We start from the raw sequence: 26,719 nt of genomic DNA, 5'->3' as shown, positions 1-26,719 counted from the left end.
GACCGGTGTCGTCCGACGTGCCTCAGCGCACCCGCACCCAGTCCTCGCCGCGGTGCTCGATCGCCCCGGCCGCGGCGAACGCGTGGAGCCACCCGCCCATGGGCCACACGCCCCACCGCTCGTGGAACGCGGCGCCGTTGCGCAGGATGTCGTCGAGGTGCTGCCACGGGGGAGAAGACACCGGATGCCACTGGTGGTAGGCGTCCGCACCGCCCACCCACCGCAGCTCGACGTCCCGCGCGCGAGCGGTCCAGGCCAGGTCCGTGTCCTCGGCGCCGTACCCCTCGTACCCGGGGTGGAAGCCCCCGATGCGGTGCCAGGTGGCAGGCGTCACGGCGAACGACAGCGACCAGAACAGGTCGTACTCCGTTTCGGACGCCGCCCGAGTCTCCCCGGCGGGCAAAGACGGTCGCGCCCGATGCGGGCGGGTGAGAAAGGGCAGGTCGACGGCGTAGTAGGGGCGCTGCACGCTCGCGAGGTAGGTCACCGCGCCGGCCAGCAGCCCCTCCGGGTGTGCGGCGGCCGCGGCGCGATAGGCGGAGAGCAGCTCAGGCCCGGGCAGGCAGTCCACGTCGAGGAACACCAGCAGTTCCGCGCCCGCCGCCATCGCGACCTCCGCCGCGCGGTTGCGTCCTTCGCCCACCCGCAGTCCGGACGGCCCGGGAGGCACGTGCAGCGTCAGGGTGCCGGCATCCCGGATGCCGTCGGGCGGTGTCTCGTCGAGCCACGCCTCCACACGCACGATGTCGCCCGCCACCTCGGCGAGCACGCGCCGTTGACGGTCGAGGTGCTCGCGGCGTGCGGCCGAGGCGACGGTGATGACGGCGGTCTTCACGGCAGTCTCTCCTCGATGACGGCGGCCATCCGCGCGGCGGCGCCGGCGACTCGCCACCGGGCCCAGTCGGGGGCATCCCCGGCCGCTCGCTCCACGAGGTCGACCAGCTCTTCGGCCGACACGTCGCCGTCGGCCCGCCGAGCCAGCCCCCACGCCTCGAGGCTCTCGGCGGTCGCTCGTTGCTCGTCGAAGGGGCGGTCCTGTCCGATCACGACGGCTCGGGCACCGGATGCCGCGAGGTCGGCGACGCTGTTCTGCCCGGCGGCGCTGACGACCACCGTGCTCCCCGTCAGCAGGGGCCAGGGATCGTCGACGCGCGAGGCGTCGTCATGCCCGACGGACGTGACGTTCCATCCCCGCTCGCTCAGGCGGCGGGTGAGCTCGCCGCGAATGTCCGCAGACAGCACTTGGCCGAGGAGCAGCACCCGACGCTCATCGACGGGGTCGGGCGCCTCCCGCTCGTCGAAGCGCGAGATCCCGCCCGTCCACGCGACGCGATCTTCGTGGGCGGCCAGCCCCGGCGTCGGAACGGCGCCCTCCGGCCACGGAGCGACGATCCGGTCGGCCAGGCCGTACGCGAGGGCGTGCGGGGCGTCCGTGCGCGTGCCCGGCTGGGTGACCGCGACCGTCCGCGCACCCAGCAGCCGCGCGAGCGCCACGACCTCGGCGCTGACGTCGACGACGAACGTCTGCAGATCGCGGGACGCGGCGGTCGCGGCGATCGTCGCGAGCCGCTCCCGGTGGCCCGGGTGACCGTGCGGCGCCCAGTGCAGGTGACCGTGGGCCGTCGGTTCGGCGTCGCGAGGGTCCACCCGCGTGCCGTCGGGGGCGTCGAACGGTTCGGCATCCGGGGGCAGCAGCACCCACTCGACGTCGGCCGCGAGCTCGGCGGGTCGGGGCATCGACGAGAACGCGATGACCGGTGCGCGCAGGTGCGGCTGCACGGCGAGGAATCTCGAGACGTGACCGAAGCCGTGATGGTGGACGTACCAGCCGATCACCACGACACCGCCGGCACGCGCCGTGCGGCGACGGGCTGAGCGGTGTGGGTGAGCACGCGTTCCACCTCGCGGTAGCGCTGGGCGAGGGAGTGCTGCTGCACGGCCGCCCGACGTGTCCACACACGCGTGAGGGGCTCGCGGACACCCTCCGCGGCGAGACGGGCCGCGGCCTGTCCGAGGGCGACCACGTCGCCGGGCATGACCGTCGCCGATCCCGGCATCCCCGCGAGCACTTCCGACACCCCTCCGATGTCGAAGGCCGCGACCGGTGTGCCGGTGGCGAGAGCCTCCGCGATGACGAGACCGAAGGGCTCCTCCCACATGGGCGTGACCAACGCGACGGCCGATGACCCCACCAGGCGGCAGAGGTCCGGTTGGTGAAGGGGCCCCACGTAGCGCGCGTGGGAGCCGAGACGGGGCACGATCTCCTGCTGGAAGTAGTCCGCGTCGCCGATCCGCCCCGCGAGCACGATGTGCGCGCCGGCCGAGCGTGCGGCTTCGATGGCCAGGTGAGGCGCCTTTTCGGGCACCACGCGACCCGACCACACCCACGAGGTCCCGCCCTCGCCGCGCGTCCACTGCTCGGTGTCGATGCCGTTGGGGAAGACGAACGCGTCGACACCCTCGATCGACCACGCCCGGGCCGTGGCCTGGCTCACCGCCACGAAGCGGTGCGGGCTGTCGACCACCTCCGCCGCCGCCTCCAGCATCGGCTCGAGCGGCGGGGTGTGCAGGGTCGTGACGACCGGGATGTCGGCCGTGCGGCTCCATCGGATGGGAGCGGGGTTCAGGCTGTGGTTGTCGACGACGTCGTACAGATGGCGGTCGGCGATGAGACGGTCGAGGGCGGCGTCGTAGGCGGCGTCGACGTCGACGGCGTAGCCCTCCGGGTATTCGGTGTCCGATGAGTGCTCGGGGCGCGTCCATTCGGGGACGGGCAGCCGGAATTCGGCCACGTCACCAAGGAAATCAGACCCGTCGGCGGCGCAGAGGGAGACCTCGTGGCCCCGGGCGCGCAACCATCGCACGCGGTCCCAGACGCACGCCTCGAGACCGCCGGCGTGCGGCTGGCGCAGGGGGTAGCGCGAGGGCGCGACGACGAGCACCCTCAGCGGTCGCGTCCCGCGGATCACGCGGCGACCTCCGCCGCGAGGGCGCGGCGGTACACGGCGACGTGCGCGGCGCGCACTCCGTCGAGTTCCGCGCGGCGCCCCGCTCGTCGCCGCTCCACCTCGGCGGAGCGCGCCGCCGATCCCGGAGCCGACGATGCCTGGTGCGTGGCATCCATGATCGCCCGGGCGAGCGAGACGGGGTCGCCCACGTCGAACGGGTGAAAGTCGGCGGGGTGCTGTGCGGCGATGTGTCCGACGGGGGTGCTGACGATGGGCACGGCGAGGTCGTAGCAGAGCTCCGCCCACCCCGACTGCGTGCCGTGGCGGTAGGGGAGTACGCACGCGTCGAGGTCGGCGAGCCACGCGGCCAGGGCGTCGTCGTCGAGGCGGGTTCCGCGCTCGACGGTGACGCCGTCGGCCCCCTCGGCGAGAAGGGCGATGGATGCCGCGGCCTCCGCGTCGCGGACCCGTTCGTTCATGCGCACCACGGCCTCGACGCGCGCGCCCTGCGCCCGCAGGTCGGCAACGGCGCGGACGAGGGTGGCGGTCGTTCCGACGCCGTCGATGTTGGGTCGGAGGTCCCTCAGGTGCACGCCCACGCGCAGGGCGTCGTGGCCATTCCCGGTGGGACGTCGTGCGTCGCCGAGCAGTGTGGGGTGGGGGATGACGGTGACGGGGCGACGGACGATGTCCCGCACCGAAGCTCCGGCGGTGTCGGTCAGGGCGATGAGCGCTTCGGCCCCGGCGGCCAGCACGGCTAGGGACGCGCGGTGGGTCTCCTGTGCGGTCAGCTGGGGGTTCTCGAGATCGTGCACGGTGTAGACGAGGGGCCGTCCCAGCCGGTGAAGGGTCGCGACCGTCGCCTGCAGTTCGTCGGGAGAGTAGGACTCGATCCCGAAATGCACATGGACCAGGTCGAATTCGTCGGCGTGAGCCTCGAGCCACTCCGGCAGTAGGACCTGCGGCGGCCACCACTGGCCGGCCGGGGCGCCCGGAGGCGGCGGGTCGGCGAGCAGCCTGACGCGATCAGGGTCGGTGATGGCGGAGACGTAGGGGTGGGACGACGGGACGGCGGCGACGCGAACCGGGGAAACGGTGGTGGCGACGATCTCTCTCCTCCTCGTGCAGTGATGTGGCGTGGCGTGCGTACGCGTACCGCATCGCCAGGCACATCGCAATGCAACGGGGCGGTTGGGACGACGATGACACCGACGGATACCTTCACATCATGGGTGGTGAGACGGCGCGGCTGCAGAGCCTTGCGGACCACGGCGACGCGGTGATAGCGCGGCGGCGGCACTACGGAGAATTCTTCGGCGAGATGCCAGTGCCGGAGAATTTCGGCCTGGTCGTGGGCAATTGCCAGGCGGAATCACTTCGGTTGGTCATCGCATCCGACGCTCTTCCCGCCATCCGCGTGCCGGCGGTGCACGAGCTCACCGCGACCGACGCGCAGCGCCTTCACACCCTCCTCGCCGGGGCCGCATTCCTCGTCGCCCAGCCCATCCGCGACGACTACCGCGACCTTCCGCTCGGCACGATGCAGTTGCGCGCCTCGCTTCCCCCGGCGGCCCGGCTGGTGACGGTTCCCGCCATCCGATTCGGAGGACTGCACCCGTTCCAAGCGGTGCTGCGTCTGCCCGCGTTTCCGGAGGATCCGCCCCTGGTCGCCTACCACGACGTCCGCGTCGTCGCCGAGGCCGCGGGAACTCCCGTTCCCGCCGAACTGCCACCGGCGGCGGTGCACGAGATCGCCGATGCGTCCGTCGCCGAGCTGCGTCGCCGCGAGGCTCTCGGTCTCGACGTCATGGCATCCGACCTCTTCGCCCCGGTCGTCGACGACCTCGCCCGCACCGTCAACCATCCCGGAAACGCCCTCTTCCTCCCGCTCGGGGAGCGTCTCGTCGCCGCCCTCGGCGCGCCCGGTCGCGTCGTCGATCCCGGTCGCCCCATCCTCGCGGGCGTCCGCGCGCCATTGGAGCGGTGGGTCGTCGACGCCTGGAACCTGGATGCCGCGCCCCGCCCCGACTGGACGGTCGCGGGCGAGACGCTCCCGGCAGAGAGCGTTCGCGAAGCGCATCTCGCGTACTACGCCGAACGTCCCGAGCTGCTCGCCGCCGTCGTCGCGCGGATGGCCCCCCTCCTCCGCACGTGGGCGGCCGCTGCGTGATGGCGTCCTCGATCCCGGATGCCACCCCGCCCGTGCTCCTCGTGCACCCGGGGCCGCACGGCGTCGCCGCCTACGCCCGCGAGATCGCGACCGAGGTGCTCGAGCAGCAGCCGTCGGCGCGGCTGAGCACTGCTGACGCGCTCGCGGCCGTCCCCCCGGGCACGCCCGTGCACGCTCACGTGACCGACCGGTTGTGGGGGTCTTCGCCCGAACAAGCGGCGCGTGTCGTCGTCGATCTGGCCGGCCGCCATCCGCTGTCGGTGACCTTCCACGACGTTCCCCAGGCGTCGGACGGCGAACGCAATCGCCCCCGCCGCCGCGCGTTCTACCGGTCGGTGGCGGAGGCCGCGCGCGGGGTGGCCGTGAACAGCGCGCACGAGCGGGAGCTCCTCCGCGAGGAGGGTGTCTGGAACGGCCCTGTCGCGATCGTTCCCCTGCCCGTCGAGACGGTCGAGCCGTCGACAGTCGTCGCCGGCGACGATGCGGTCGGCGTCCTCGGGTACTTCTACCCCGGCAAGGGGCACGACGAGACGCTGGCCGCGACGGTCGCGGCGGGGATGACCCGACTGACCGTGCTGGGACGCGCCTCCGACGGGCACGCCGAAGACCTCGACGCGTTCGTCCGTCGCGCGTCCGCCGCGGGCGTCGACGTCGAGGTGACGGGATGGCTCGACGATGCCGAGATGATCGCGCGGGCGCGTCGCGTCTCCGTACCCGTGATCGCCCACCGGCACGTGTCGGCGTCCGGCTCGCTGACGTCGTGGATCGGCTGGGGTCGCCGGCCCCTCGCCGTGCGCAATCGCTACATCGACGAGATGGTCGAGCTGCGTCCGGGCGCACTGCGCGTGGTCGATCCCGAAGACCTCGCCGCCGAGGTGGCGATCGCCCGCCACGAGGCGGTGCGCACCTGGCACGGTCTCGACCCCGTACCGTTCGGTCGGTCCGACGCGGCACGCGCCTACCGGCGTTGGTGGGCGGAGGTCTTCCCGTGAGCGCGGCCGCCGCCGAGGCAGGTGACCGGATGCCGTGGGTCCCGGGCAACCGGTGGGATCTCGTCGCCGACCGGCAGCCGGATCCTCCGCGGGTCAGCGTCATCGTGACGCACTTCGACCAGTCCGAGCAGCTGGCGCGGACGCTCGCCGCCCTGCAGCACCAAGACCACCCGGCCGAGCTCCTCGAGATCATCGTCGCCGACGACGGCTCGCCGACGGAGCCGGTCGTCCCCTCCGGTGTGCGGCTCGTCCGTCAGGACGACCGCGGGTTCCGGGCAGCCGCCGCACGGAATCTCGGTGCCGCCGCGGCTACGGGCGATGTCCTGTGCTTCCTCGACGCCGACACCACGCCCGAGCCGGAGTACGTGCGCCGCCTGACCCGCCTGCCCGCTCTCCTTCCCGAGGCGGTCACCGTCGGGCGCCGCCGCCACGCCGACCTGAGCGGGTTGGATGCCGAGACGCCGGTCGCCGAGGTCGGCCCCGCCCGCGAGTTGCCCGAGCCCGCGTGGCTCCGCGACGAGTACGCCCGCAGCGACAACCTCCTGCATGCCGACGACCGCTCATACCGGTTCATCATCAGCGCCGTCGCCGCCTGCTCCCGGGCCTTCTTCGATGAGATCGGCGGATTCGACGAATCGTTCTCCTCCTACGGCGGCGAGGACTGGGAGTGGGCGCATCGCGCTTGGCAGGCCGGGGCCGTACTGGCTCACGTTCCGGATGCCGTCGCCTGGCACGACGGTCCCGACTGGGCGGGACGTTCCGGTGAGGACCGCGTCCGCGAGGGCAATCGGCAGTCGTTGCTCCTCGCGCAGAAGATCTCCGTCCCCGGGTCGAGCGGACGCGGCCTGCTGCCGGCCACGCCCGATCTCGTGGTGCACGTCCCCGAGGGGCTCACGCCGTCCGCCGAGTTCGTTTGCGTCGATTCCGTGCTCGCGGCATTCCCTCTCGCGACGGTGGTGGTGCAGGCACCGACGCAGGAGTCGCTCGTGCGGGCCGACCCTCGCGTCCGCGTGGGAGCTGAGGGGTCCGGACTCGACGCGCGGGTGACACTCCGCCTCGACCGCGCTCTGCTGATTCAGGATGCCAGCCCCCTTGCGTTGGCGCTGGCTTCCCTGGGGCAAGGGTCTATCGGATCGATGACCCTTCTCGGCGACGACGGCGTCGTCCTGGGGCGTGCGGATGCGCGGCGCGCTCGCCGACGCGAGCGCCGGTGGGCGACGTCCGCCGGTTTCGACGAGGTGGCGCTGACGGTCGACGGGGTGCACGCCCTCCGCGATGAGCCGCACGTCGACGCGTGGGTGGGCGGCTGGGGAGGGGCCGAGCGCTTCGTGTGACGTCCGAGACGCGCGGCCGTCCGGTGCCGACGCGATCCGCTGGTTCTGCGACCGCCACGTCGCGACACGCCCGGGATGTGCGCGGATTCGCCGAGGTGGTCGGGCGCACGTAAGTTATTACTTGTTCGCCCCACAGGGGAGAGCGGAGCGGCCGAAAGGCCCCGCGTCCTCTCAAGCAGCGAACCGCCCCCAACACCAGTACTTGAGAGTCTCGGCTCGCTCGGCTACAGTTGGGATCTGCCACTCGGCGCACACCTTCAGCTCGTCTACTCCCTCTCGGAGTGAGATCCTGCTGGTCTGGGAGCCGAACATGGCATTCATATCGTGAACTGCCTCACGGGTTGGTCGGAAGACTGTTTCTGTGGGTGCGTCCGTTCCTTGAGAACTCAACAGCGTGCACTTGTCAAATGCCAATTTTATTCCTCGTCGGTCTTCGGACTGGTGAGAATTCCTTTGGATCAAAGACCAGCCCTTCCGGGGGTTGGCATTATGGATTCGTCAGTAATGATGTTTTCTCTTTGGTCAGTTTCGAACTCGCTGCGGCATCGTTTTCCCGGTGTTGTGGTTTTTTTCTTTTACGGAGAGTTTGATCCTGGCTCAGGATGAACGCTGGCGGCGTGCTTAACACATGCAAGTCGAACGGTGAAGCCAAGCTTGCTTGGTGGATCAGTGGCGAACGGGTGAGTAACACGTGAGCAACCTGCCCTGGACTCTGGGATAAGCGCTGGAAACGGTGTCTAATACTGGATATGAGCCTCTATCGCATGGTGGGGGTTGGAAAGATTTTTTGGTCTGGGATGGGCTCGCGGCCTATCAGCTTGTTGGTGAGGTAATGGCTCACCAAGGCGTCGACGGGTAGCCGGCCTGAGAGGGTGACCGGCCACACTGGGACTGAGACACGGCCCAGACTCCTACGGGAGGCAGCAGTGGGGAATATTGCACAATGGGCGGAAGCCTGATGCAGCAACGCCGCGTGAGGGATGACGGCCTTCGGGTTGTAAACCTCTTTTAGCAGGGAAGAAGCGAAAGTGACGGTACCTGCAGAAAAAGCGCCGGCTAACTACGTGCCAGCAGCCGCGGTAATACGTAGGGCGCAAGCGTTATCCGGAATTATTGGGCGTAAAGAGCTCGTAGGCGGTTTGTCGCGTCTGCTGTGAAATCCCGAGGCTCAACCTCGGGTCTGCAGTGGGTACGGGCAGACTAGAGTGCGGTAGGGGAGATTGGAATTCCTGGTGTAGCGGTGGAATGCGCAGATATCAGGAGGAACACCGATGGCGAAGGCAGATCTCTGGGCCGTAACTGACGCTGAGGAGCGAAAGGGTGGGGAGCAAACAGGCTTAGATACCCTGGTAGTCCACCCCGTAAACGTTGGGAACTAGTTGTGGGGACCATTCCACGGTTTCCGTGACGCAGCTAACGCATTAAGTTCCCCGCCTGGGGAGTACGGCCGCAAGGCTAAAACTCAAAGGAATTGACGGGGACCCGCACAAGCGGCGGAGCATGCGGATTAATTCGATGCAACGCGAAGAACCTTACCAAGGCTTGACATACACCAGAACACCGTAGAAATACGGGACTCTTTGGACACTGGTGAACAGGTGGTGCATGGTTGTCGTCAGCTCGTGTCGTGAGATGTTGGGTTAAGTCCCGCAACGAGCGCAACCCTCGTTCTATGTTGCCAGCACGTAATGGTGGGAACTCATGGGATACTGCCGGGGTCAACTCGGAGGAAGGTGGGGATGACGTCAAATCATCATGCCCCTTATGTCTTGGGCTTCACGCATGCTACAATGGCCGGTACAAAGGGCTGCAATACCGTGAGGTGGAGCGAATCCCAAAAAGCCGGTCCCAGTTCGGATTGAGGTCTGCAACTCGACCTCATGAAGTCGGAGTCGCTAGTAATCGCAGATCAGCAACGCTGCGGTGAATACGTTCCCGGGTCTTGTACACACCGCCCGTCAAGTCATGAAAGTCGGTAACACCTGAAGCCGGTGGCCCAACCCTTGTGGAGGGAGCCGTCGAAGGTGGGATCGGTAATTAGGACTAAGTCGTAACAAGGTAGCCGTACCGGAAGGTGCGGCTGGATCACCTCCTTTCTAAGGAGCATCTGGCATCAGCGGGCTTCGGCTTGGTGGTGTCCAGGCGCCGGATCAGACCGTTCGTGTCTGCCGGTAGCTCATGGGTGGAACATTTGACTTGGTGCTCATTTTGATGGTTTTGGATCTAGTACGCAGCTTGCTGTGGGAACGGTTCGGGGTCGGAGGGGTGGGTACATGCACGCTGTTGGGTCCTGAGGGGCCGGGCGCTGATCGCGTCAGTCTTTGGGCTGGGTGGTTGGTGGCTGTTCCTCTGGGCCTTCTTTGGCTTCACCGGTTGGTGGGGTGGGAGGGGGTTCCGCCCGTACTTTGAGAACTACACAGTGGACGCGAGCATCTTCGACATGATCCTTCGGGATGGTGTCGTGAAGATGATCTTAAAGATCATTAGTCAATTTTTTGACGATTCAACTCATGTGATTTCAAGTCTTTAAGAGCAAACGGTGGATGCCTTGGCATCTGGAGCCGAAGAAGGACGTAGCAATCTGCGATAAGCCTCGGGGAACTGATAAGCGAGTTTTGATCCGAGGGTGTCCGAATGGGGAAACCCCGCCAGGGCGCGTGCGTGCCTGGTGACTCCCGCCTGAATATATAGGGCGGGTAGAGGGAACGTGGGGAAGTGAAACATCTCAGTACCCACAGGAAGAGAAAGCAAAAGCGATTCCGTGAGTAGTGGCGAGCGAAACCGGAAGAGGCTAAACCTAGCGTGTGTGATAGCCGGCAGGTGTTGCACGTTGGGGGTTGTGGGACTTTTCTGATTGTTCTGCCGAGCAGTCGACGTGACAAGAGGGTATAGACGAACGGTTTTGAACGGCCGGTCATAGAGGGTGCGAACCCCGTAGTCGAAATGCCTGTTCTTGGCGTGAAAAGTATCCCAAGTAGCACGGGGCCCGAGAAATCCCGTGTGAATCTGTCAGGACCACCTGATAAGCCTAAATACTCCCAGATGACCGATAGCGGACAAGTACCGTGAGGGAAAGGTGAAAAGTACCCCGGGAGGGGAGTGAAATAGTACCTGAAACCGTTTGCTTACAAACCGTTGGAGCCTCCTTAGTAGGGGTGACAGCGTGCCTTTTGAAGAATGAGCCTGCGAGTTAGCGATACGTGGCGAGGTTAACCCGAGTGGGGTAGCCGTAGCGAAAGCGAGTCTGAATAGGGCGATTCAGTCGCGTGTCCTAGACCCGAAGCGAAGTGATCTATCCATGGCCAGGTTGAAGCGACGGTAAGACGTCGTGGAGGACCGAACCCACTTAGGTTGAAAACTGAGGGGATGAGCTGTGGATAGGGGTGAAAGGCCAATCAAACTTCGTGATAGCTGGTTCTCTCCGAAATGCATTTAGGTGCAGCGTTGCGTGTTTCTTGCCGGAGGTAGAGCTACTGGATGGCCGATGGGCCCTACAAGGTTACTGACGTCAGCCAAACTCCGAATGCCGGTAAGTGAGAGCGCAGCAGTGAGACTGTGGGGGATAAGCTTCATAGTCGAGAGGGAAACAACCCAGACCACCAACTAAGGTCCCTAAGCGCGTGCTAAGTGGGAAAGGATGTGGAGTTGCTTTGACAACCAGGAGGTTGGCTTAGAAGCAGCCACCCTTGAAAGAGTGCGTAATAGCTCACTGGTCAAGTGATTCCGCGCCGACAATGTAACGGGGCTCAAGCACGCCACCGAAGTTGTGGCATTGACATTTTTGGTAGGCCTTCGTGGTCCAGCCGTGTTGATGGGTAGGAGAGCGTCGTGTGGCGAGTGAAGCGGCGGGGTGACCCAGCCGTGGACGCTACACGAGTGAGAATGCAGGCATGAGTAGCGAAAGACGTGTGAGAAACACGTCCTCCGAAAGACCAAGGGTTCCAGGGTCAAGCTAATCTTCCCTGGGTAAGTCGGGACCTAAGGCGAGGCCGACAGGCGTAGTCGATGGACAACGGGTTGATATTCCCGTACCGGCGAAGAACCGCCCAAGCTAATCCAGTGGTGCTAAGAGTCCTAACCAGGAATGGATGGATCCCTTCGGGGTGAAGCCGTCTTGGCGAACGCTCGACCCCATGCTGGTGCGGTTAGCGTATTAACAGGTGTGACGCAGGAAGGTAGCCCAAGCCAGGCGATGGTAGTCCTGGTGCAAGTGCGTAGGCCGACTCTTAGGCAAATCCGGGAGTCATACAGGCTGAGACACGATGCGGATAAAAAGTGGGTGATCCTATGCTGCCGAGAAAAGCATCGACGCGAGGTTCAAGCCGCCCGTACCCCAAACCGACTCAGGTGGTCAGGTAGAGAATACCAAGGAGATCGAGAGAATCGTGGTTAAGGAACTCGGCAAAATGCCCCCGTAACTTCGGGAGAAGGGGGGCCATCCACTTATTAGGACTTGCTCCGAAAGGGTGTGGTGGCCGCAGAGACTAGTGGGTAGCGACTGTTTACTAAAAACACAGGTCCGTGCCAAGTCGCAAGACGATGTATACGGACTGACGCCTGCCCGGTGCTGGAAGGTTAAGAGGACCGGTTAGCCGCAAGGCGAAGCTGAGAATTTAAGCCCCAGTAAACGGCGGTGGTAACTATAACCATCCTAAGGTAGCGAAATTCCTTGTCGGGTAAGTTCCGACCTGCACGAATGGCGTAACGACTTCCCAACTGTCTCAACCGCGAACTCGGCGAAATTGCATTACGAGTAAAGATGCTCGTTACGCGCAGCAGGACGGAAAGACCCCGTGACCTTTACTACAGCTTGGTATTGGTGTTCGGTGTGGCTTGTGTAGGATAGGTGGGAGACGGTGAAGCATTCACGCCAGTGAGTGTGGAGTCATTGTTGAAATACCACTCTGGTCACTCTGGATATCTAACTTAGGACCGTGATCCGGTTCAGGGACAGTGCCTGGTGGGTAGTTTAACTGGGGCGGTTGCCTCCCAAAATGTAACGGAGGCGCCCAAAGGTTCCCTCAACCTGGTTGGCAATCAGGTGGCGAGTGTAAGTGCACAAGGGAGCTTGACTGTGAGACTGACAGGTCGAGCAGGGACGAAAGTCGGGACTAGTGATCCGGCAGTGGCTTGTGGAAGCGCTGTCGCTCAACGGATAAAAGGTACCTCGGGGATAACAGGCTGATCTTGCCCAAGAGTCCATATCGACGGCATGGTTTGGCACCTCGATGTCGGCTCGTCGCATCCTGGGGCTGGAGTAGGTCCCAAGGGTTGGGCTGTTCGCCCATTAAAGCGGTACGCGAGCTGGGTTTAGAACGTCGTGAGACAGTTCGGTCCCTATCCGCTGCGCGCGTAGGAAGTTTGAGAGGATCTGACCCTAGTACGAGAGGACCGGGTTGGACGAACCTCTGGTGTGTCAGTTGTTCCGCCAGGAGCACCGCTGATTAGCTACGTTCGGGATGGATAACCGCTGAAAGCATCTAAGCGGGAAGCCGGCCTCAAGATGAGACTTCCATACCCTTCGGGGTGAGAGGCTCCCAGCCAGACTACTGGGTTGATAGGCCGGATGTGGAAGCGTAGTAATACGTGAAGCTGACCGGTACTAATAAGCCGATGACTTGATAACACACCGTTTTTGGTGCTTGCGTCCACTGAGTGGTTCTCGATGTACGGTCGAGAACAACAACAATGAAATATCGTTGTTGGTTTACGGAACATCAATAGTGTTTCGGCGGCCATAGCGAGAGGGAAACGCCCGGTCACATTCCGAACCCGGAAGCTAAGCCTCTCAGCGCCGATGGTACTGCAGGGGGGACCCTGTGGGAGAGTAGGACACCGCCGGACTTCCTTTAAGCCGAAATGGCCACCCAACGCTGGGTGGCCATTTCGCATTTGCGGGCATAATTTCCCGGGGAGGCAGTCATGTCTACGGACGATGCGAACGACCGCAGGAGCAACGAGGAGCGCTCGGGTGGGCGCGCGTCCGACAGCCGGCGCTCTCAGGGCGGAAGCTTTGGATCGCGCGGCGACCGGACTTCACGAGGTGACGGCGATCGCCCTGCCCGTCGAGACGGCGATGGGCGTCCCTCGGGTTCGCAGACGGGACGACCGCACCGTGACGGCGATCGTCCTTTCCGGCGTGACAGCGACGGGCGGCCAGCGCGTTCGGGAGATGCTCGGCCAGTCCGACGTGACGGCGGCGGCGCAGGTCGGCCCTCACGCGATGGCGATCGTCCGTTCCGTCGTGACAACGATTCGCGTCCGCCGCGCGAGGGGGATCGCCCGTTCCGTCGCGACGGCGCGGGTTCGGGTCGTCCTGCGCGAGACGGCGACCGTCCTTTCCGTCGTGACAACGATTCGCGTCCGCCGCGTGACGGGGATCGTCCTTTCCGTCGTGACAACGATTCGCGTCCGCTGCGTGACGGGGATCGTCCTTTCCGTCGTGACAACGATTCGCGTCCGCCGCGCGAGGGGGATCGCCCGTTCCGTCGCGACAACGATTCGCGCCCGCCGCGTGACGGGGATCGCCCGTTCCGTCGCGACAACGATTCGCGCCCGCCGCGCGAGGGGGATCGTCCGTTCCGTCGCGACGGCGCGGGTTCGGGTCGTCCTGCGCGAGACGGCGACCGTCCTTTCCGTCGCGACAACGACTCGCGTCCGCCGCGTTCGGGAGACCGGACCTTCCGCACGGATGGTGGCGGCGCCGGTCGTCCCCGTCGTGAGGGCGACTCGCGCGGCTTCGCCGGCAACGACCGTCGGCCGTCTGGAGACCGTCGCCCCGGCGCGGGCGCTCCCCGCCGGTTCGACCGCGAGGACTCCCGTGCCACGCGCCCGCCCCAGGACCGGCGCGAGCGCGGACCGGAGATCCCCGAGGAAGTCACCGCCTGGGACCTGCCTGGCGCAGCGCGGAACGAGCTCAAAACCCTGAGCAAGGACAACGCCGAGAACGTGGCGCGTCACCTCGCCATGGCGGCCCGCCTCATCGATGAGGAACCCGAGCTGGCGCACGAGCATGCGCTGGCGGCATCCCGGAGCGCGGGCCGCGTCGGCGTCGTCCGCGAGACCGTGGCGATCACCGCCTACGCCGTCGGCGACTTCGCCCTCGCACTGCGGGAGCTCCGTACGCATCGTCGGATCACCGGCTCCGACGATCAGCTGCCGCTGATCGTCGACAGTGAACGAGGCGTCGGCCGACCCGACCGTGCGCTCGAGGAAGGCCGTGCCGTCGACCGCTCGACGCTGTCGGTTCCGGTACGCGTCCAGCTCGCGATCGCCATGTCGGGGGCACGACTGGACCTCGGCGAGACGGAGCGCGCACTGCAGGAGCTCGAGATCCCGGAGGCTGACCCGGACCGCGCGTTCGAGTGGAGTCCGGCGCTGTTCTCCGCCCGAGCGGCCGTGCTCGAGGAGCTCGGACGCGATGACGAGGCGGCCGAATGGGAACGACGTGCCCAGATCGCCTCCGACGCCCTCGACGCGGCCTCGGGGGTCGCGGATCGCGAGGTGATCGTGGTCGAGGAGATCGAACTCATCGACGACGAGGGCGGCGTCGACGTGGCATCCGGGGTCATTCCCGTGGCCGACGTCGTCGACGACGCAGACGGGGCCGTCCACGCCGAGGAAGACGAGGACGGGTCCGCCCCCATGGACGAGGAGAACGGTGCCGGTCTCGCGGAGGACGACGAGGACGGGGACGTCGTGACGACGAGCCCCGACGACGTCGTCGAGGGCGAACGGCATGGGGACGAGGAGTCGCGCGAAGCGTCATCGAGCAGTGTCGACGTGCCGGCCGACGAGCGCGAGGGTGAACGGTGATCTTCGGGCGGGCCAAGCCGGATGCGACACCGCTCGACGGGATCGACGTCGTCCTCGCCGACCTCGACGGCGTCGTCTACGCCGGCCCGGGCGCCCTGCCGCACGCCGTCGAGAGCCTCAACAGGGCCCAGGCCGAGGGGAAGCGTCTCGGGTACATCACCAACAACGCCTCCCGCACCGATGTCTCCGTGGCGCAGCATCTGTCTTCGTTGGGGCTTCGTGTGGAGGCGTCCGACGTCACGACGAGCCCGCAGGCCGCGATGCGCTTGATGAAGGACCTCGTACCCGCGGGGTCGACGCTGCTCGTCATCGGCGGGGAGGGGCTCGTCGTCGAAGTCGAGAAGGCCGGGTTCACGGTGACACGCAGCGCCGACGACGCGCCGGCGGCCGTGGTCCAGGGCTTCGCGCCGGAGGTCGGTTGGGCACAGCTTGCCGAGGCCGCCTACGCGCTCGCGACGCCGGTCGAAGACGGGGGCATCCCGTGGGTCGCGACGAACACCGACTGGACGATCCCGCAGGCACGCGGCATCGCTCCGGGAAACGGGACCCTCGTGTCGGCCGTCCATACCGCGGTCGGCCGTCTCGCGACGATCGCCGGGAAGCCCGAACGCCCCATCTTCGATGTGGCGGTCACTCGGACGGGGGCCCAGGCACCGCTCTTCATCGGCGATCGCCTCGACACCGATATCCAAGGGGCGCGTACGGCCGACATGCCGTCGGTGCTGGTGCTGACGGGGATCGATCGGCCGAAGCAGGTGCTCGCAGCCATTCCGTCGCAGCGCCCCGACTACATCGTCGAAGACCTGCGCCAGCTGTTCGAGCCGTACCCGGCGACGATCGTGAAGGGCGCGCGCACGCGCGTGGGCGACGCGATCGTCGAGATCGACGGCGTCGACCTCCGAATCGTGTCGCAGGGAGGCCGACAGATCGACCTGCTGCGCGCGGGAGCCGCGGCCATCTGGAACTCGGGACGCGCTATCTTCGGCTTCCGCGTACCAGAGCAGCTGTACGCCGACCCCTTCCGCGGGCGCTGACGTCGGTAGCATGGCATCCATGTCGGACAGCACCGCCCCGGATGCCGCGCCCGAGCTGATCGACCGCGTGCGCCTGATCGAGGTGCAACCGCTCGACACCCGCGCGGAGGCATACGCCGCGATGCACGACGAGCTCGCGCGTCGACTCGCGTCGGCCCCGACCGACGCGTCGGTCGCGGCGCGGCCGTGAGCCCGCGCCTCGATGCCGAGCTCGCCGCCCGCGGACTCGCGCGCTCGCGCTCGCACGCCACACAGCTCATCGTGGGGGGCCTCGTGAACGTCGACTGTCGTCCGGTGGTGAAGGCCGCGACGCAGGTCGACGAGTCGAGCGCGATCGAGGTGGCCGGAGCCGACCACTACGTCAGTCGCGGCGCCCACAAGCTGATCGCCGCCCTCGACGCGTTCCCCGTCGCCGTCGACGGGCGGGTCGCGCTCGACCTCGGTGCGTCCACCGGGGGGTTCACCCAGGTGCTGCGCGAGCGCGGAGCGCGTCCGGTCCTCGCCGTCGACGTCGGTCACGGGCAGTTGTCCACCGTCGTGGCATCCGATCCCGACGTCGTATCGGTGGAGGGGTATAACGTGCGGTTCATGACCGCCGACTCGCTCGCCGCCGCGACGGGCATCGAGACGCGCCCGCACGTGGTGACCGGCGACCTGTCGTTCATCTCGCTCACCCACGTTCTGCCCGCCGTCGTCGCCACCGCCGCGCCCGGCGCCGACGCGGTGCTGCTCATCAAGCCGCAATTCGAGGTGGGCCGCACGGCGGTCAAGGGTGGCCTGGTGACCGACCCGGCGCTGCGTTCCGACGCGGTGCACGGCGTGCTCTGGTCCGCATGGGATGCGGGCCTGCCCACCGCCGGTCTGATCGCCTCGCCGATCGTCGGAACCCACGGCAACCAGGAGTACGTCGCGTGGTTCTCGGCCACCCACGGCAGCGACCCCTCAGAATGGGAGAGCACCGTGACCCGACTGACCGGAAGCCGATGACCCCCAGCGATCGCCGAATCCTCCTCGTCGTCCACGCACGCCGTGACGACACCGTGCACGCGGCCGAGCGCATCATCACCGCGGTCCGTGCGGCGGGTGCGACTCCCGTCGTCTCCGCCGAAGACCGACCCGAACTGGCGGAGCGTCTCACGCTCGAGGGTGTGGCCACTCTCGGCGTCGACGTCGCCATCGATGACGTCGAGCTCGCGATCGTGCTCGGCGGCGACGGTACGATCCTCCGCGCGGCCGAGATGGTGCGCGGCGGAACCGCGCCGATCCTGGGCATCAACATGGGGCATGTCGGCTTCCTCGCCGAGATCGAACGCGACGACATGGACGATGCCGTGCGCCGTGTGATCGCCCGCGACTACACGGTCGAGGAGCGCCTGGCCCTCGCCGTGAAGATCCAGGATGCCGACGACCGGGTCATCTACGACACGTGGGCCCTGAACGAGGCGACCATCGAGAAGGCGAGCCGAGAGCGCATGCTCGAGGTCGTCATGGCCGTCGACGGGCGGCCCCTGTCGTCGTTCGGTTGCGACGGCGTCGTCATCGCGACGCCCACCGGCTCGACGGCCTACAACTTCTCCGCCGGGGGACCGATCGTCTGGCCCACGGTCGAGGCCATCGCCGTCGTGCCTCTGTCGGCGCACGCTCTCTTCGCCCGACCGCTCGTGGTCGGCCCCGACGCGAGTGTTGCCGTCGAGGTTCTCGAGCGCACGAGCGGGAGCGGCATCCTGTGGTGCGACGGAAGACGCTCGCACGATTTGCCGCCCGGTGCGCGGGTGGTGGTGCGCCGGTCTTCTCGGCCCGTGCGACTTGCGCGTCTTCACCCCGCCGCCTTCACCGATCGTCTGGTGCGCAAGTTCCGTCTGCCGGTGACGGGTTGGCGCGGCATGCCGGGAGGTGCGGCGTGATCGAAGAGATGCGCCTGCGCGATCTCGGCGTCATCGCCGACGCGACGCTGCCCATCGGTCGAGGCTTCACCGCGATCACGGGCGAGACCGGAGCCGGCAAGACGATGGTCGTCACGGGGCTCGGACTGCTGCTCGGCCAACGAGCCGACTCGGGCGCCGTGCGCAAGGGTGCATCCCAGGCCGCGGTGGAGGGCGTCTGGATCGTCCCCGAAGACGGCCCCGTGGCGGCACGGGTGCGCGAGGCGGGCGGCGACGTCGAGCCCGTCGGCGGCGGATCCGCCGAGCTGTACCTGGGGCGCACGGTGTCGAGCGAGGGGCGCGGGCGCGCCACGGTCGGGGGCCGAACAGCTCCCGCCGGCGTGCTCGCCGCTCTCGCCGACGACCTCGTCGTCGTACACGGGCAGTCTGACCAGCTGCGACTGAAGTCGTCGGCGGCGCAGCGCGATGCGCTCGACCGTTTCGGAGGCGAACCGGTCGCCGCCGCGCGCGCCGCCTATCGCGCAGCCTGGGACGCCTGGCGGACCCTCGACGCCGAGCTGACCACGCTCACAGCCGACCGCGACGACCGCGCACGCGAGGCCGAGCAGCTGCGGGCGGCCATCGCCGAGATCGAAGCCGCGGCCCCCGTCACCGGGGAGGACGACGAGCTCGCCCGCCGTGCCGAGCGCCTCGCGAACGCCGAAGAACTGCGTCTGGCCGCCGACGCCGCGCACGCCGCCCTGTCGAACGACGACGGCACGCCCGACGTCGTGTCCCTCTTGGCCGAGGCGCGTCGCGCTCTCGAGCGCATCGCCGGCAGCGACGCAGCCCTCGCCGTCATCGGCGAACAGGTGGCCGACCTGGGATACCGCGCCACGGACACCGCCGTCGCACTGTCGGGATACCTCGCCGACCTCGACGAATCGGGGCCCCACGAACTCGCCGCGGTCGACGAACGCCGCGGCGTTCTCGCCGGCCTCGCCCGAGCTCACGGATCGGTGGATGCCGCCATCGCCCTGCTCGCGACCGGATCCGCGCGGCTGGTCGAACTGGACGACGACGGCGACCGTCTCGAGCGTCTCCAGACGCAACGCGACGCCGCCGCGGCGGAACTCGACGGCGCGGCCGAGGCGCTGACCGCCAACCGTCGATCGGCTGCGGAACGGCTGGGGGCGGCGGTGACCGAGGAACTCCACGCGCTCGCCTTGCCCGACGCGCACCTCACCGTCGACGTGGCCCCCGCAGCCGCCGCCGGTCACGGCCGCGACGAGGTGTCGATCCTGCTCGCGCCCCACCCCGGGGCCGATCCGCGACCGGTGTCGCGCGGCGCCTCGGGCGGAGAACTCAGCCGCGTGATGCTGGCCATCGAGGTCGTCATCGCCGGCGTCGACCCCGTGCCGACTTTCGTGTTCGACGAGGTCGATGCGGGCATCGGAGGAGCTGCGGCCATCGAGGTGGGACGCCGTCTCGCGCGTCTCGCGGAATCGTCGCAGGTCATCGCCGTCACGCACCTCGCACAGGTGGCCGCCTTCGCCGGCAACCACCTGACGGTGGTCAAGGGCAATGACGGCGCGGTCACGGCATCCAGTGTCCGACGTTTGGACGGCGCCGAGCGGGAGGCCGAGATGGCGCGGCTGCTCTCGGGCTTGAGCGACTCGGACGCCGCGTTGACCCACGCACGGGAGCTTCTGGAAACCGGTCGCGCGGTCGGCTGATCCGTCGATCGACCCGCGATCGTCATGATGCGGTGACGCGGATGTCGGAGGGTGGTGCCAGACTGCGAGACGACTCACCGACGCGACTGATAGGATCGAAGCCCGTGATGCAGACTTCGGACGCGGGACATTCAGACGGCAGAACCTTCACGACGAAGCACATCTTCGTCACCGGAGGAGTGGTCTCCTCACTCGGTAAGGGCCTGACGGCGGCAAGCCTCGGCAACCTTCTGACCGCGCGCGGTCTGCGCGTCGTGATGCAGAAGCTCGACCCGTATCTCAACGTCGATCCGGGCACGATGAACCCGTTCCAGCACGGTGAGGTCTTCGTGACCGACGACGGCGCCGAGACCGACCTCGACATCGGACACTACGAACGCTTCCTCGACATCGAGTTGAGTCAGGCGGCCAACGTCACCACGGGCCAGATCTATTCGCAGGTCATCGCGCGCGAGCGTCGGGGCGAGTACCTGGGCGACACGGTGCAGGTCATCCCGCACATCACCGACGAGATCAAGCGCCGCATGCGTCTGCAGGCCACCGAGAGTCCTCAGCCCGACGTCATCATCACCGAGATCGGCGGCACGGTCGGCGACATCGAGTCGCAGCCCTTCATCGAGTCGGCGCGCCAGATCCGCCACGAGCTCGGCCGCAAGAACGTCTTCTTCGTGCACGTCTCGCTCGTGCCCTTCATGGGCGCCTCGGGTGAGCAGAAGACGAAGCCGACGCAGCACTCCGTCGCGACGCTGCGCTCGATCGGCATCCAGCCCGACGCGCTCGTGCTGCGCAGCGACCGGCCCGTCACCGAGTCGAACAAGCGAAAGATCGCGCTCATGTGCGATGTCGACGAAGACGCCGTGGTCAACGCGGTCGACGTTCCGAGCATCTACGACATCCCTTCGATGCTGAACGATCAGGGTCTCGACGCCCATATCGTCGACGCGCTCGATCTCGACAAGGCGGCCGATGTCGACTGGTCGCGCTGGCAGCGCGTACTGCAGGCCGTACACAACCCGAAGCACGAGGTCACCATCGGCCTGGTCGGCAAGTACATCGACCTGCCCGACGCCTACCTCTCGGTGACCGAGGCCATCAAGGCCGGTGGCTTCGGTCAGGAGACCCAGGTGAAGATCACGTGGATCCCCTCCGACCTGTGCGAGACGCCCGAGGGTGCGGCCAAAGCGCTCGGCGCGGTCGACGGCATCATCGTGCCCGGCGGCTTCGGCATCCGCGGCATCGAGGGCAAGCTCGGGGCGCTGCGATTCGCGCGCGAGCAGGGCATCCCCACGCTGGGGATCTGCCTCGGCCTGCAGTGCATGGTCATCGAGTACGCCCGGACGGTTGCGGGTCTCGAGGGCGCCTCGTCGAGCGAGTTCGATCCCGACACCGCCCACGCGGTCGTGGCGACCATGGCCGAGCAGGTCGACATCCTCGAGAGCGGCGACCTCGGCGGCACCATGCGTCTCGGGCTGTACCCGGCCGACCTCGCGGAGGGGTCTCTCGCCGCCGAGGTCTACGGGGCGAACCGCATCTCGGAGCGTCACCGCCACCGCTACGAAGTGAACAACGCCTACCGTCGACAGCTCAGCGACGCAGGTCTGGTCTTCTCGGGGCTCAATCCCGACCTCGATCTCGTGGAGTTCGTCGAGCTGCCCCGCGACGTGCACCCCTATTACATCGCCACGCAGGCTCACCCCGAGCTGCGCTCGCGTCCGACGGAGCCGCACCCGCTCTTCCGCGGTCTCGTCGGCGCCGCTCTCGAGCGACACCGTGCGAGCGAGCTGTTCGACGACGAGGAGGACTGACGTGGAAGAGCTGCGCGACGAGCGCGTCGACCTCGAGGTCGTCGCAAGCGACCTCGTGTACGAGGGTGCGGTGTGGGACGTGCGCAGCGACACCGTGCGCTACGGCGACGGTGAGATGACGCGGCAGTACGTCGACCACCCGGGAGCAGCCGCCGTCGTGGCCGTCGACGACGACGAGCGCGTCGTGCTCATCCAGCAGTACCGCCACCCCATCAAGGAGCGCGACTGGGAGATCCCTGCCGGGCTTCTCGACGTGGACGGCGAGCCGCCGCTGGAGACGGCGAAGCGCGAGTTGACCGAGGAGGTCGACCTCGAGGCCGACCGGTGGCAGCACCTGATCTCGATGCACACCACGCCAGGAGGCAACGACGAGGTCGTGCACGTGTTCCTCGCCCGGGGGTTGAGGGCGGTCGAGAGCGACTACGAGCGTGAGCACGAGGAGTCCGACATGCGGGTCGAGCGAGTGCCGCTGGCCGACGTCATCGACGGTGTGCTGGCGGGGCGTCTGCGCAACGGCATCCTCGCGACGGGCGTGCTCGCCGCGGCCGAGGTGCTGCGCCGCGAGGCTGCCACCCACTGACGTGGAGCTCGAGCGTGCGGTCGAGACCTATCTCCGGCACGTCGCGCTCGAGCGTGGGCTCTCCGACCACACCGTCGCCGCGTATCGCCGCGACCTGGCGGTGTACGGCGAATGGCTGGGCGCGCGGGGCGTGACCGAGGTGGAGGCCGTCACGCCGGGGCTGATCGCCGAATTCGCAGCCGAGCGGGCGTCGGCGGTCCCGGCGCCGGCATCCTCCTCTCTCGCACGGCTGCAGTCGTCCGTGCGGGGCCTGCATCGCTTCCTCGTGCGCGAGGGCCGTGTCGAGGTTGACCCGAGCGGTCGTCTGCGCCCGCCCAAGGCTCCCCGTCGCCTGCCGAAGGCCCTGACCATCGCCCAGGTCGACGACCTGCTGGATGCCGCGGGACCTGCGCCCGGGTCGGCCGATGCCTCGGCGGCGGAGCCGTCGGCCGTCCGCGATCGGGCTCTGCTCGAACTGCTCTACGCGACCGGTGCCCGGGTGTCGGAGATCGTGCAGCTCGATGTCGACGACACCGCCCACGGTGACCTACTACGGGTGCGGGGCAAGGGTGACAAGGAGCGCATCGTGCCCGTCGGGTCGTACGCGCGCGCGGCCGTGGAGGCCTACCTGACCCGGGTGCGACCGGTCCTCGCCGCGAAGGGGCGGGCGACGCCGCGTTTGTTCCTCGGCGTGCGGGGAGCGCCGCTGTCGCGGCAGAGTGCGTGGCTCGTCATCCAGGCTGCGGCGGAGCGCGCGGGTCTCACCTCGCACGTGTCGCCGCACACGCTCCGGCACTCCTTCGCGACCCATCTGCTGCAGGGCGGTGCGGACGTGCGCGTCGTGCAGGAACTGCTCGGGCACGCCTCGGTCGCGACGACGCAGATCTACACGCACGTCACCGTCGATGCCCTCCGCGACGTGTACGCGACCTCGCACCCGCGGGCACGGTGAGCGGAAAGACCATGGCCTCCTCCCTCTTGGGGAAGCAAGAGATAGCGGACCCCCGGATAATGGTCGTCATGGGGGAGGGCTCGCGTGTGGACCGTGTCCTGCGGGGTACTCCTCATCGCGACGAAGTGAGAGGGCATCGATGAGCGCATCGCCCACGCCGCGACGGTTGCGGGCCTGGGGCGAGGGCGCTTTGCTCCTCGCATCCTTCATTCCGTGGTCCGTGCTGTGCTGTGTGTGGGCGGTCGTGATGTTCGCCTCGCTCTGGGGATACAGCTCGAAAGGCGAGGAGTGGGCCACCGTCGTGATCGGTCTCGCACTCGCTGGAACCGGCGTCGCCTTCAGCGTCCTCGCCGCGCTCGCGCTGGCTCGCCGGACGCGAATGCCGCGCGGAGGCGCCTGGGTGCTCGTTGCGCTCGTCACGCTTGCCTGGACGGTCGGTGTCTTCGCGCTATGGGGGTCCAGCGTGTATCGCCATCTCCCCGACCTGCCTTGGCCGTTCTCCCTGATGGTGCTGACGGGTTTCACCGTCCCCGTCGCCGTTCTCGGCATCCTGGGTCTCATCGCTGTAGCCGCTCTTCGTCGAATGCAGTCTGCAGCGGGAGTCGGGCCGGGCGGTTGAGGGGAGCATGAGCACGCGCACGATCAGTGACGCCGGGGGAGCGTGGTGGCTGTCGCTGCTCTACATCGCAGTGGTGCTGGCGCTCGCGGTGTCCGCAGTCCTCTCGCTCGGAGTGGCCCCTCTGCTATCGGCGAGCGACATATCGTCGGTCGACGTCACGCGGACGCTGGGGGGAGTCGCTGCCGTCGGTGGTGCGCCCGTGTTGACGTGGATCTGTCTGCGTGTCCGCGCGGTTCGGTCGCGCCTGCGTCCAGGAGCGGCCAGCATTGCCGCCAGCGCGACGACGATGCTCGCTGTCGGATGGACCTGCGTCGTGGTGGTGGGGTACCGAGAAAGCGCTGAGGACGTGTGGGGACAACTGCCGGTCTCCCTCGGCATCTGTGCGCCGGCGCTGGTCGTCGCGCTCTGTGCGCTGTCGATATCGCGACCCGTTCAGCGCGACCACGACCGACCGGCATCGGCCGCACGCCGAGGCCGCGAGGCGAGCCTCCTGCCCTGAGAGACTAGGGGGATGACCGCCACGCTCGTCGCCCAGAACCTCGCCGGCGGATACGGACACCGCACGCTGTTCGAGGGTGTCGACCTCACGGTCGCGCCGGGGGATGTGATCGGCGTCGTCGGCGCGAACGGTGCGGGCAAATCGACGCTGCTGCGCCTGCTTGCCGGAGTCGACGAGGCGCAGGGCGGATCGATCAGTCTCGCGCCGTCGGACGCGTTCGTCGGCTGGCTGCCGCAGGAGCACGAGCGCGTTGACGGCGAGACCGTTGCCGCGTACATCGCTCGGCGCACGGGTGCCGCGGAGGCGACGCGTGAGATGGATGCCACTGCGGTGGCGCTCGGCGACCCCGACGCCGTGGGGGCCGACGATGCGTATGCGACGGCCCTCGAGCGGTGGCTCGCGAGCGGTGCGGCCGACCTCGACGAGCGGATGCCGCAGGTGCTCGCCGATCTCGGGCTCGACGTCGGCCCGGACGCGTTCATGACCGGGCTCTCGGGCGGACAGGCCGCTCGCGTGGGCCTGGCGGCGTTGCTGCTGTCGCGCTTCGACATCGCGCTGCTCGACGAGCCGACGAACGACCTCGACCTCGACGGCCTGGAGCGCCTCGAGACGTTCGTGAAAGGCCTGCGGGGTGGGGTCGTGCTCGTCAGCCACGATCGCGAGTTCCTGGCCCGTTCCGTCACCCGCGTGCTCGAGCTCGACCTCGCGCAGAACGCGCACCGCGTCTACGGCGGCGGCTACGACGCCTACCTCGAGGAGCGCGCGACACTGCGCCGGCAGGCGCGTGAGAAGTACGAGGAGTTCGCCGAGACCAAGGCCGACCTCGTCTCACGCGCTCGCACGCAGCGGGAGTGGTCGAGTCAGGGTGTGCGCAACGCCATGAAGAAGGCGCCCGACAACGACAAGATCCGTCGCAAGGCGTCGGTGGAGTCGAGCGAGAAGCAGGCGCAGAAGGTCCGACAGATGGAGAGCCGCATCGCGCGCCTGGACGAGGTCGACGAACCGCGCAAAGAATGGCAGCTCGAGTTCACCATCGGTTCGGCCCCGCGGTCGAGTTCGGTGGTGTCGACGTTGTCGGGCGCCGTCTTCCGGCAGGGCGACTTCACGCTCGGACCGGTCTCGCTGCAGGTGAACGCCGGGGAGCGGATCGGCATCACCGGACCGAACGGTGCCGGTAAGTCGACGCTGCTGCGCGGCATCCTGGGCCGCCAGACGCCCGACGAGGGAACCGCGAGTCTCGGCGCGAGCGTCGAGATCGGCGAGATCGATCAGGCCCGGTCGCTCCTGGTGGGTGAGCGCCCGCTCGCCGAGACGTTCGAGGGTTTCGTGCCCGAGCTCGCCGCCGGCGAGGTGCGGACCCTGCTGGCGAAGTTCGGGCTCAAGGCAGACCACGTCACGCGTCCCGTCGACGCGCTGTCGCCCGGTGAGCGCACGCGCGCGGGTCTCGCGCTGCTGCAGGCTCGTGGTGTGAACGTGCTCGTGCTCGACGAGCCGACCAACCACCTCGACCTTCCCGCGATCGAGCAGCTCGAGCAGGCGCTGGAGTCGTACACGGGCACGCTGCTGCTCGTGACGCACGACCGGCGCATGCTCGCGGCCGTGCAGACCGATCGGCGGTGGCGTGTCGAGGCCGGGGTCGTCACGGAGGTGTAGCGGTCCGGCCGGCGAAGTCGTGCGGAACGGTCGGTCCGCGCCGCGTCGCCGCGCGGGGCCGTATGCCCGGCGTGTGGTGTCGGCGTGTCGGCATGTCCGCCCGGCGTCTGGTGCCGGCGTGTCTGCACCCGTAAACACGATTCGCACCGAGAAACACGCTGACAGCGTGTTTGTGCGCACAGCTCGCGTTTATACGTGGGACGGGGCGGGGGTCAGCGGCCCTGGCGCTTCTTGTACGGCTTGGGTTCGCCCTTCACGATCGGGGCGCGGCCCTTGCCCTTCGACGCCTTCGCCTTGCCCCCGCCGGGAGCCTTCTGCCGCGGCGCGGCCGGCGGGGCATCGGCGATACGGTGGTGCGCCTCTTCGAGCAGCAGGCGGCCCGCGGGCGTGAGCTGCGTCGGCGGGGTGCGCGAGATGAGGGGCTGACCCACCTCTTCTTCCAGCTTGTCGACCGTCGTATACAGCGATGCCAGGGGGATGCGGAGCTTCTCGGCCGCGCGGGGAAAGTGCAGCTCTTCGGCGAGGGCCGCGAACCGGACGAGGTGCTCGAGCTTCATGGCATCCATTCTCCCGTGTCGAGCGGTGTCGTGCTGAGCGTCGCCGACACGCCGGCATACGCGGCGGGCGGGATCGCTCTCGTCTGCGAAGTGACCCGCGCCTGCCGAGCTCACCCGTGATCGCACGCTGACGAGCGTGAGCTCGCGATACAGGGGTGGTCTCGGCGGCCCTACCGCCCATCCG

The 26,719-nt window shown here is 67.8% G+C and carries 21 protein-coding genes and 3 rRNA genes; 19 read left to right on the top strand and 5 right to left on the bottom strand.

Annotated features, from left to right (window positions below):
• Positions 1-22 precede the first annotated feature (22 nt).
• Genes ACXKZF_RS13785 through ACXKZF_RS13770 form a run of 4 tightly spaced genes read right to left on the bottom strand, consistent with a single transcriptional unit; the run spans position 23 to position 4,126 of the window.
• Positions 23-835, bottom strand: a complete 813-nt coding sequence (locus ACXKZF_RS13785) for a glycosyltransferase family 2 protein (RefSeq protein ID WP_488984570.1) — start codon at positions 833-835, stop codon at positions 23-25.
• Positions 832-1,836 (bottom strand): glycosyltransferase, encoded by a 1,005-nt coding sequence (locus ACXKZF_RS13780; protein WP_488984569.1) that lies wholly within the window; start codon positions 1,834-1,836, stop codon positions 832-834. The genes ACXKZF_RS13785 and ACXKZF_RS13780 overlap by 4 nt, the downstream gene beginning before the upstream one ends.
• Positions 1,833-2,969: a glycosyltransferase gene (locus ACXKZF_RS13775; RefSeq protein WP_488984568.1), complete on the bottom strand. Its 1,137-nt coding sequence runs from the start codon at positions 2,967-2,969 to the stop codon at positions 1,833-1,835. Before ACXKZF_RS13775 ends, ACXKZF_RS13780 begins: the two co-directional genes overlap by 4 nt.
• The gene (locus ACXKZF_RS13770) at positions 2,966-4,126 is read right to left on the bottom strand and encodes a glycosyltransferase (protein WP_488984567.1); all 1,161 of its coding nucleotides are present in this window, start codon (positions 4,124-4,126) and stop codon (positions 2,966-2,968) included. Before ACXKZF_RS13770 ends, ACXKZF_RS13775 begins: the two co-directional genes overlap by 4 nt.
• Positions 4,127-4,176: 50 nt before the next feature.
• Between ACXKZF_RS13770 and ACXKZF_RS13765 the strand changes: the two genes are divergently transcribed.
• The 19 genes from ACXKZF_RS13765 to ACXKZF_RS13675 all read left to right on the top strand — a co-directional run bounded on the left by ACXKZF_RS13765 (position 4,177) and on the right by ACXKZF_RS13675 (position 25,978).
• Entirely contained in the window at positions 4,177-5,118 is a 942-nt protein-coding gene (locus ACXKZF_RS13765) for a WcbI family polysaccharide biosynthesis putative acetyltransferase (protein WP_488984566.1), read from the top strand.
• A complete protein-coding gene (locus ACXKZF_RS13760; protein WP_488984565.1) occupies positions 5,118-6,110 on the top strand; it encodes a glycosyltransferase family protein in 993 nt (330 codons plus the stop codon). The genes ACXKZF_RS13765 and ACXKZF_RS13760 overlap by 1 nt, the downstream gene beginning before the upstream one ends.
• Positions 6,107-7,444 (top strand): glycosyltransferase family 2 protein, encoded by a 1,338-nt coding sequence (locus ACXKZF_RS13755; protein WP_488984564.1) that lies wholly within the window; start codon positions 6,107-6,109, stop codon positions 7,442-7,444. Before ACXKZF_RS13760 ends, ACXKZF_RS13755 begins: the two co-directional genes overlap by 4 nt.
• A gap of 574 nt (positions 7,445-8,018) precedes the next feature.
• Positions 8,019-9,540, top strand: a 16S ribosomal RNA gene (locus ACXKZF_RS13750).
• A gap of 420 nt (positions 9,541-9,960) precedes the next feature.
• Positions 9,961-13,070: ribosomal RNA gene (locus tag ACXKZF_RS13745) — 23S ribosomal RNA — on the top strand.
• A 101-nt stretch (positions 13,071-13,171) separates the two neighbouring features.
• Positions 13,172-13,288, top strand: a 5S ribosomal RNA gene (gene rrf, locus ACXKZF_RS13740).
• Together the 16S, 23S and 5S rRNA genes form the textbook arrangement of a ribosomal RNA operon.
• 271 nt (positions 13,289-13,559) lie before the next feature.
• Positions 13,560-14,372 (top strand): hypothetical protein, encoded by an 813-nt coding sequence (locus tag ACXKZF_RS13735; RefSeq protein ID WP_488984563.1) that lies wholly within the window; start codon positions 13,560-13,562, stop codon positions 14,370-14,372.
• Positions 14,373-14,392: 20 nt separating this feature from the next.
• Entirely contained in the window at positions 14,393-15,259 is an 867-nt protein-coding gene (locus tag ACXKZF_RS13730; RefSeq protein WP_488984562.1) for a hypothetical protein, read from the top strand.
• Positions 15,259-16,293, top strand: a complete 1,035-nt coding sequence (locus ACXKZF_RS13725; protein ID WP_055960394.1) for an HAD-IIA family hydrolase — start codon at positions 15,259-15,261, stop codon at positions 16,291-16,293. Before ACXKZF_RS13730 ends, ACXKZF_RS13725 begins: the two co-directional genes overlap by 1 nt.
• Positions 16,294-16,312: 19 nt before the next feature.
• Positions 16,313-16,483 (top strand): hypothetical protein, encoded by a 171-nt coding sequence (locus tag ACXKZF_RS13720; RefSeq protein ID WP_488984561.1) that lies wholly within the window; start codon positions 16,313-16,315, stop codon positions 16,481-16,483.
• Positions 16,480-17,280 carry a TlyA family RNA methyltransferase gene (locus ACXKZF_RS13715; protein ID WP_488984560.1) on the top strand — a complete coding sequence of 267 codons (801 nt, stop codon included), beginning with the start codon at positions 16,480-16,482 and terminating at the stop codon, positions 17,278-17,280. The genes ACXKZF_RS13720 and ACXKZF_RS13715 overlap by 4 nt, the downstream gene beginning before the upstream one ends.
• Positions 17,277-18,197 (top strand): NAD kinase, encoded by a 921-nt coding sequence (locus ACXKZF_RS13710; protein WP_488984559.1) that lies wholly within the window; start codon positions 17,277-17,279, stop codon positions 18,195-18,197. The genes ACXKZF_RS13715 and ACXKZF_RS13710 overlap by 4 nt, the downstream gene beginning before the upstream one ends.
• Positions 18,194-19,891, top strand: a complete 1,698-nt coding sequence (gene recN, locus ACXKZF_RS13705) for a DNA repair protein RecN (protein WP_488984558.1) — start codon at positions 18,194-18,196, stop codon at positions 19,889-19,891. Before ACXKZF_RS13710 ends, recN begins: the two co-directional genes overlap by 4 nt.
• A gap of 107 nt (positions 19,892-19,998) precedes the next feature.
• Positions 19,999-21,696, top strand: a complete 1,698-nt coding sequence (pyrG, locus tag ACXKZF_RS13700) for a CTP synthase (protein WP_055960375.1) — start codon at positions 19,999-20,001, stop codon at positions 21,694-21,696.
• A 1-nt stretch (position 21,697) separates the two neighbouring features.
• On the top strand, positions 21,698-22,276 hold the full coding sequence (locus tag ACXKZF_RS13695; protein WP_488984557.1) for an NUDIX domain-containing protein: 579 nt from the start codon (positions 21,698-21,700) through the stop codon (positions 22,274-22,276).
• 1 nt (position 22,277) lies between these two features.
• Positions 22,278-23,207 carry a site-specific tyrosine recombinase XerD gene (gene xerD / locus ACXKZF_RS13690; RefSeq protein WP_488984556.1) on the top strand — a complete coding sequence of 310 codons (930 nt, stop codon included), beginning with the start codon at positions 22,278-22,280 and terminating at the stop codon, positions 23,205-23,207.
• A gap of 139 nt (positions 23,208-23,346) precedes the next feature.
• Entirely contained in the window at positions 23,347-23,826 is a 480-nt protein-coding gene (locus tag ACXKZF_RS13685; protein ID WP_055960364.1) for a hypothetical protein, read from the top strand.
• Positions 23,827-23,833: 7 nt separating this feature from the next.
• A complete protein-coding gene (locus tag ACXKZF_RS13680) occupies positions 23,834-24,325 on the top strand; it encodes a hypothetical protein (RefSeq protein ID WP_488984555.1) in 492 nt (163 codons plus the stop codon).
• A gap of 12 nt (positions 24,326-24,337) precedes the next feature.
• On the top strand, positions 24,338-25,978 hold the full coding sequence (locus tag ACXKZF_RS13675) for an ABC-F family ATP-binding cassette domain-containing protein (protein WP_243224341.1): 1,641 nt from the start codon (positions 24,338-24,340) through the stop codon (positions 25,976-25,978).
• Between the two features lie 212 nt (positions 25,979-26,190).
• On the opposite strand, the gene ACXKZF_RS13670 is transcribed toward ACXKZF_RS13675, so the two are convergent.
• Positions 26,191-26,535 (bottom strand): helix-turn-helix domain-containing protein, encoded by a 345-nt coding sequence (locus tag ACXKZF_RS13670; protein WP_154097209.1) that lies wholly within the window; start codon positions 26,533-26,535, stop codon positions 26,191-26,193.
• Positions 26,536-26,719 lie beyond the last annotated feature (184 nt).

The sequence above is a fragment of the Microbacterium sp. ABR10 genome (assembly GCF_057812175.1).
This window is presented reverse-complemented; position numbering and strand designations above follow the sequence as displayed.

Bases quoted from the DNA above. Each gene is read 5' to 3' on its own strand.
- ACXKZF_RS13720 (WP_488984561.1), top strand. From the start codon at position 16,313: ATGTCGGACAGCACCGCCCCGGATGCCGCGCCCGAGCTGATCGACCGC.
- pyrG (WP_055960375.1), top strand. From the start codon at position 19,999: ATGCAGACTTCGGACGCGGGACATTCAGACGGCAGAACCTTCACGACG.
- ACXKZF_RS13670 (WP_154097209.1), bottom strand. From the start codon at position 26,535: ATGAAGCTCGAGCACCTCGTCCGGTTCGCGGCCCTCGCCGAAGAGCTG.
- ACXKZF_RS13760 (WP_488984565.1), top strand. From the start codon at position 5,118: ATGGCGTCCTCGATCCCGGATGCCACCCCGCCCGTGCTCCTCGTGCAC.
- ACXKZF_RS13675 (WP_243224341.1), top strand. From the start codon at position 24,338: ATGACCGCCACGCTCGTCGCCCAGAACCTCGCCGGCGGATACGGACAC.
- ACXKZF_RS13685 (WP_055960364.1), top strand. From the start codon at position 23,347: ATGAGCGCATCGCCCACGCCGCGACGGTTGCGGGCCTGGGGCGAGGGC.
- ACXKZF_RS13710 (WP_488984559.1), top strand. From the start codon at position 17,277: ATGACCCCCAGCGATCGCCGAATCCTCCTCGTCGTCCACGCACGCCGT.
- ACXKZF_RS13680 (WP_488984555.1), top strand. From the start codon at position 23,834: ATGAGCACGCGCACGATCAGTGACGCCGGGGGAGCGTGGTGGCTGTCG.
- ACXKZF_RS13765 (WP_488984566.1), top strand. From the start codon at position 4,177: ATGGGTGGTGAGACGGCGCGGCTGCAGAGCCTTGCGGACCACGGCGAC.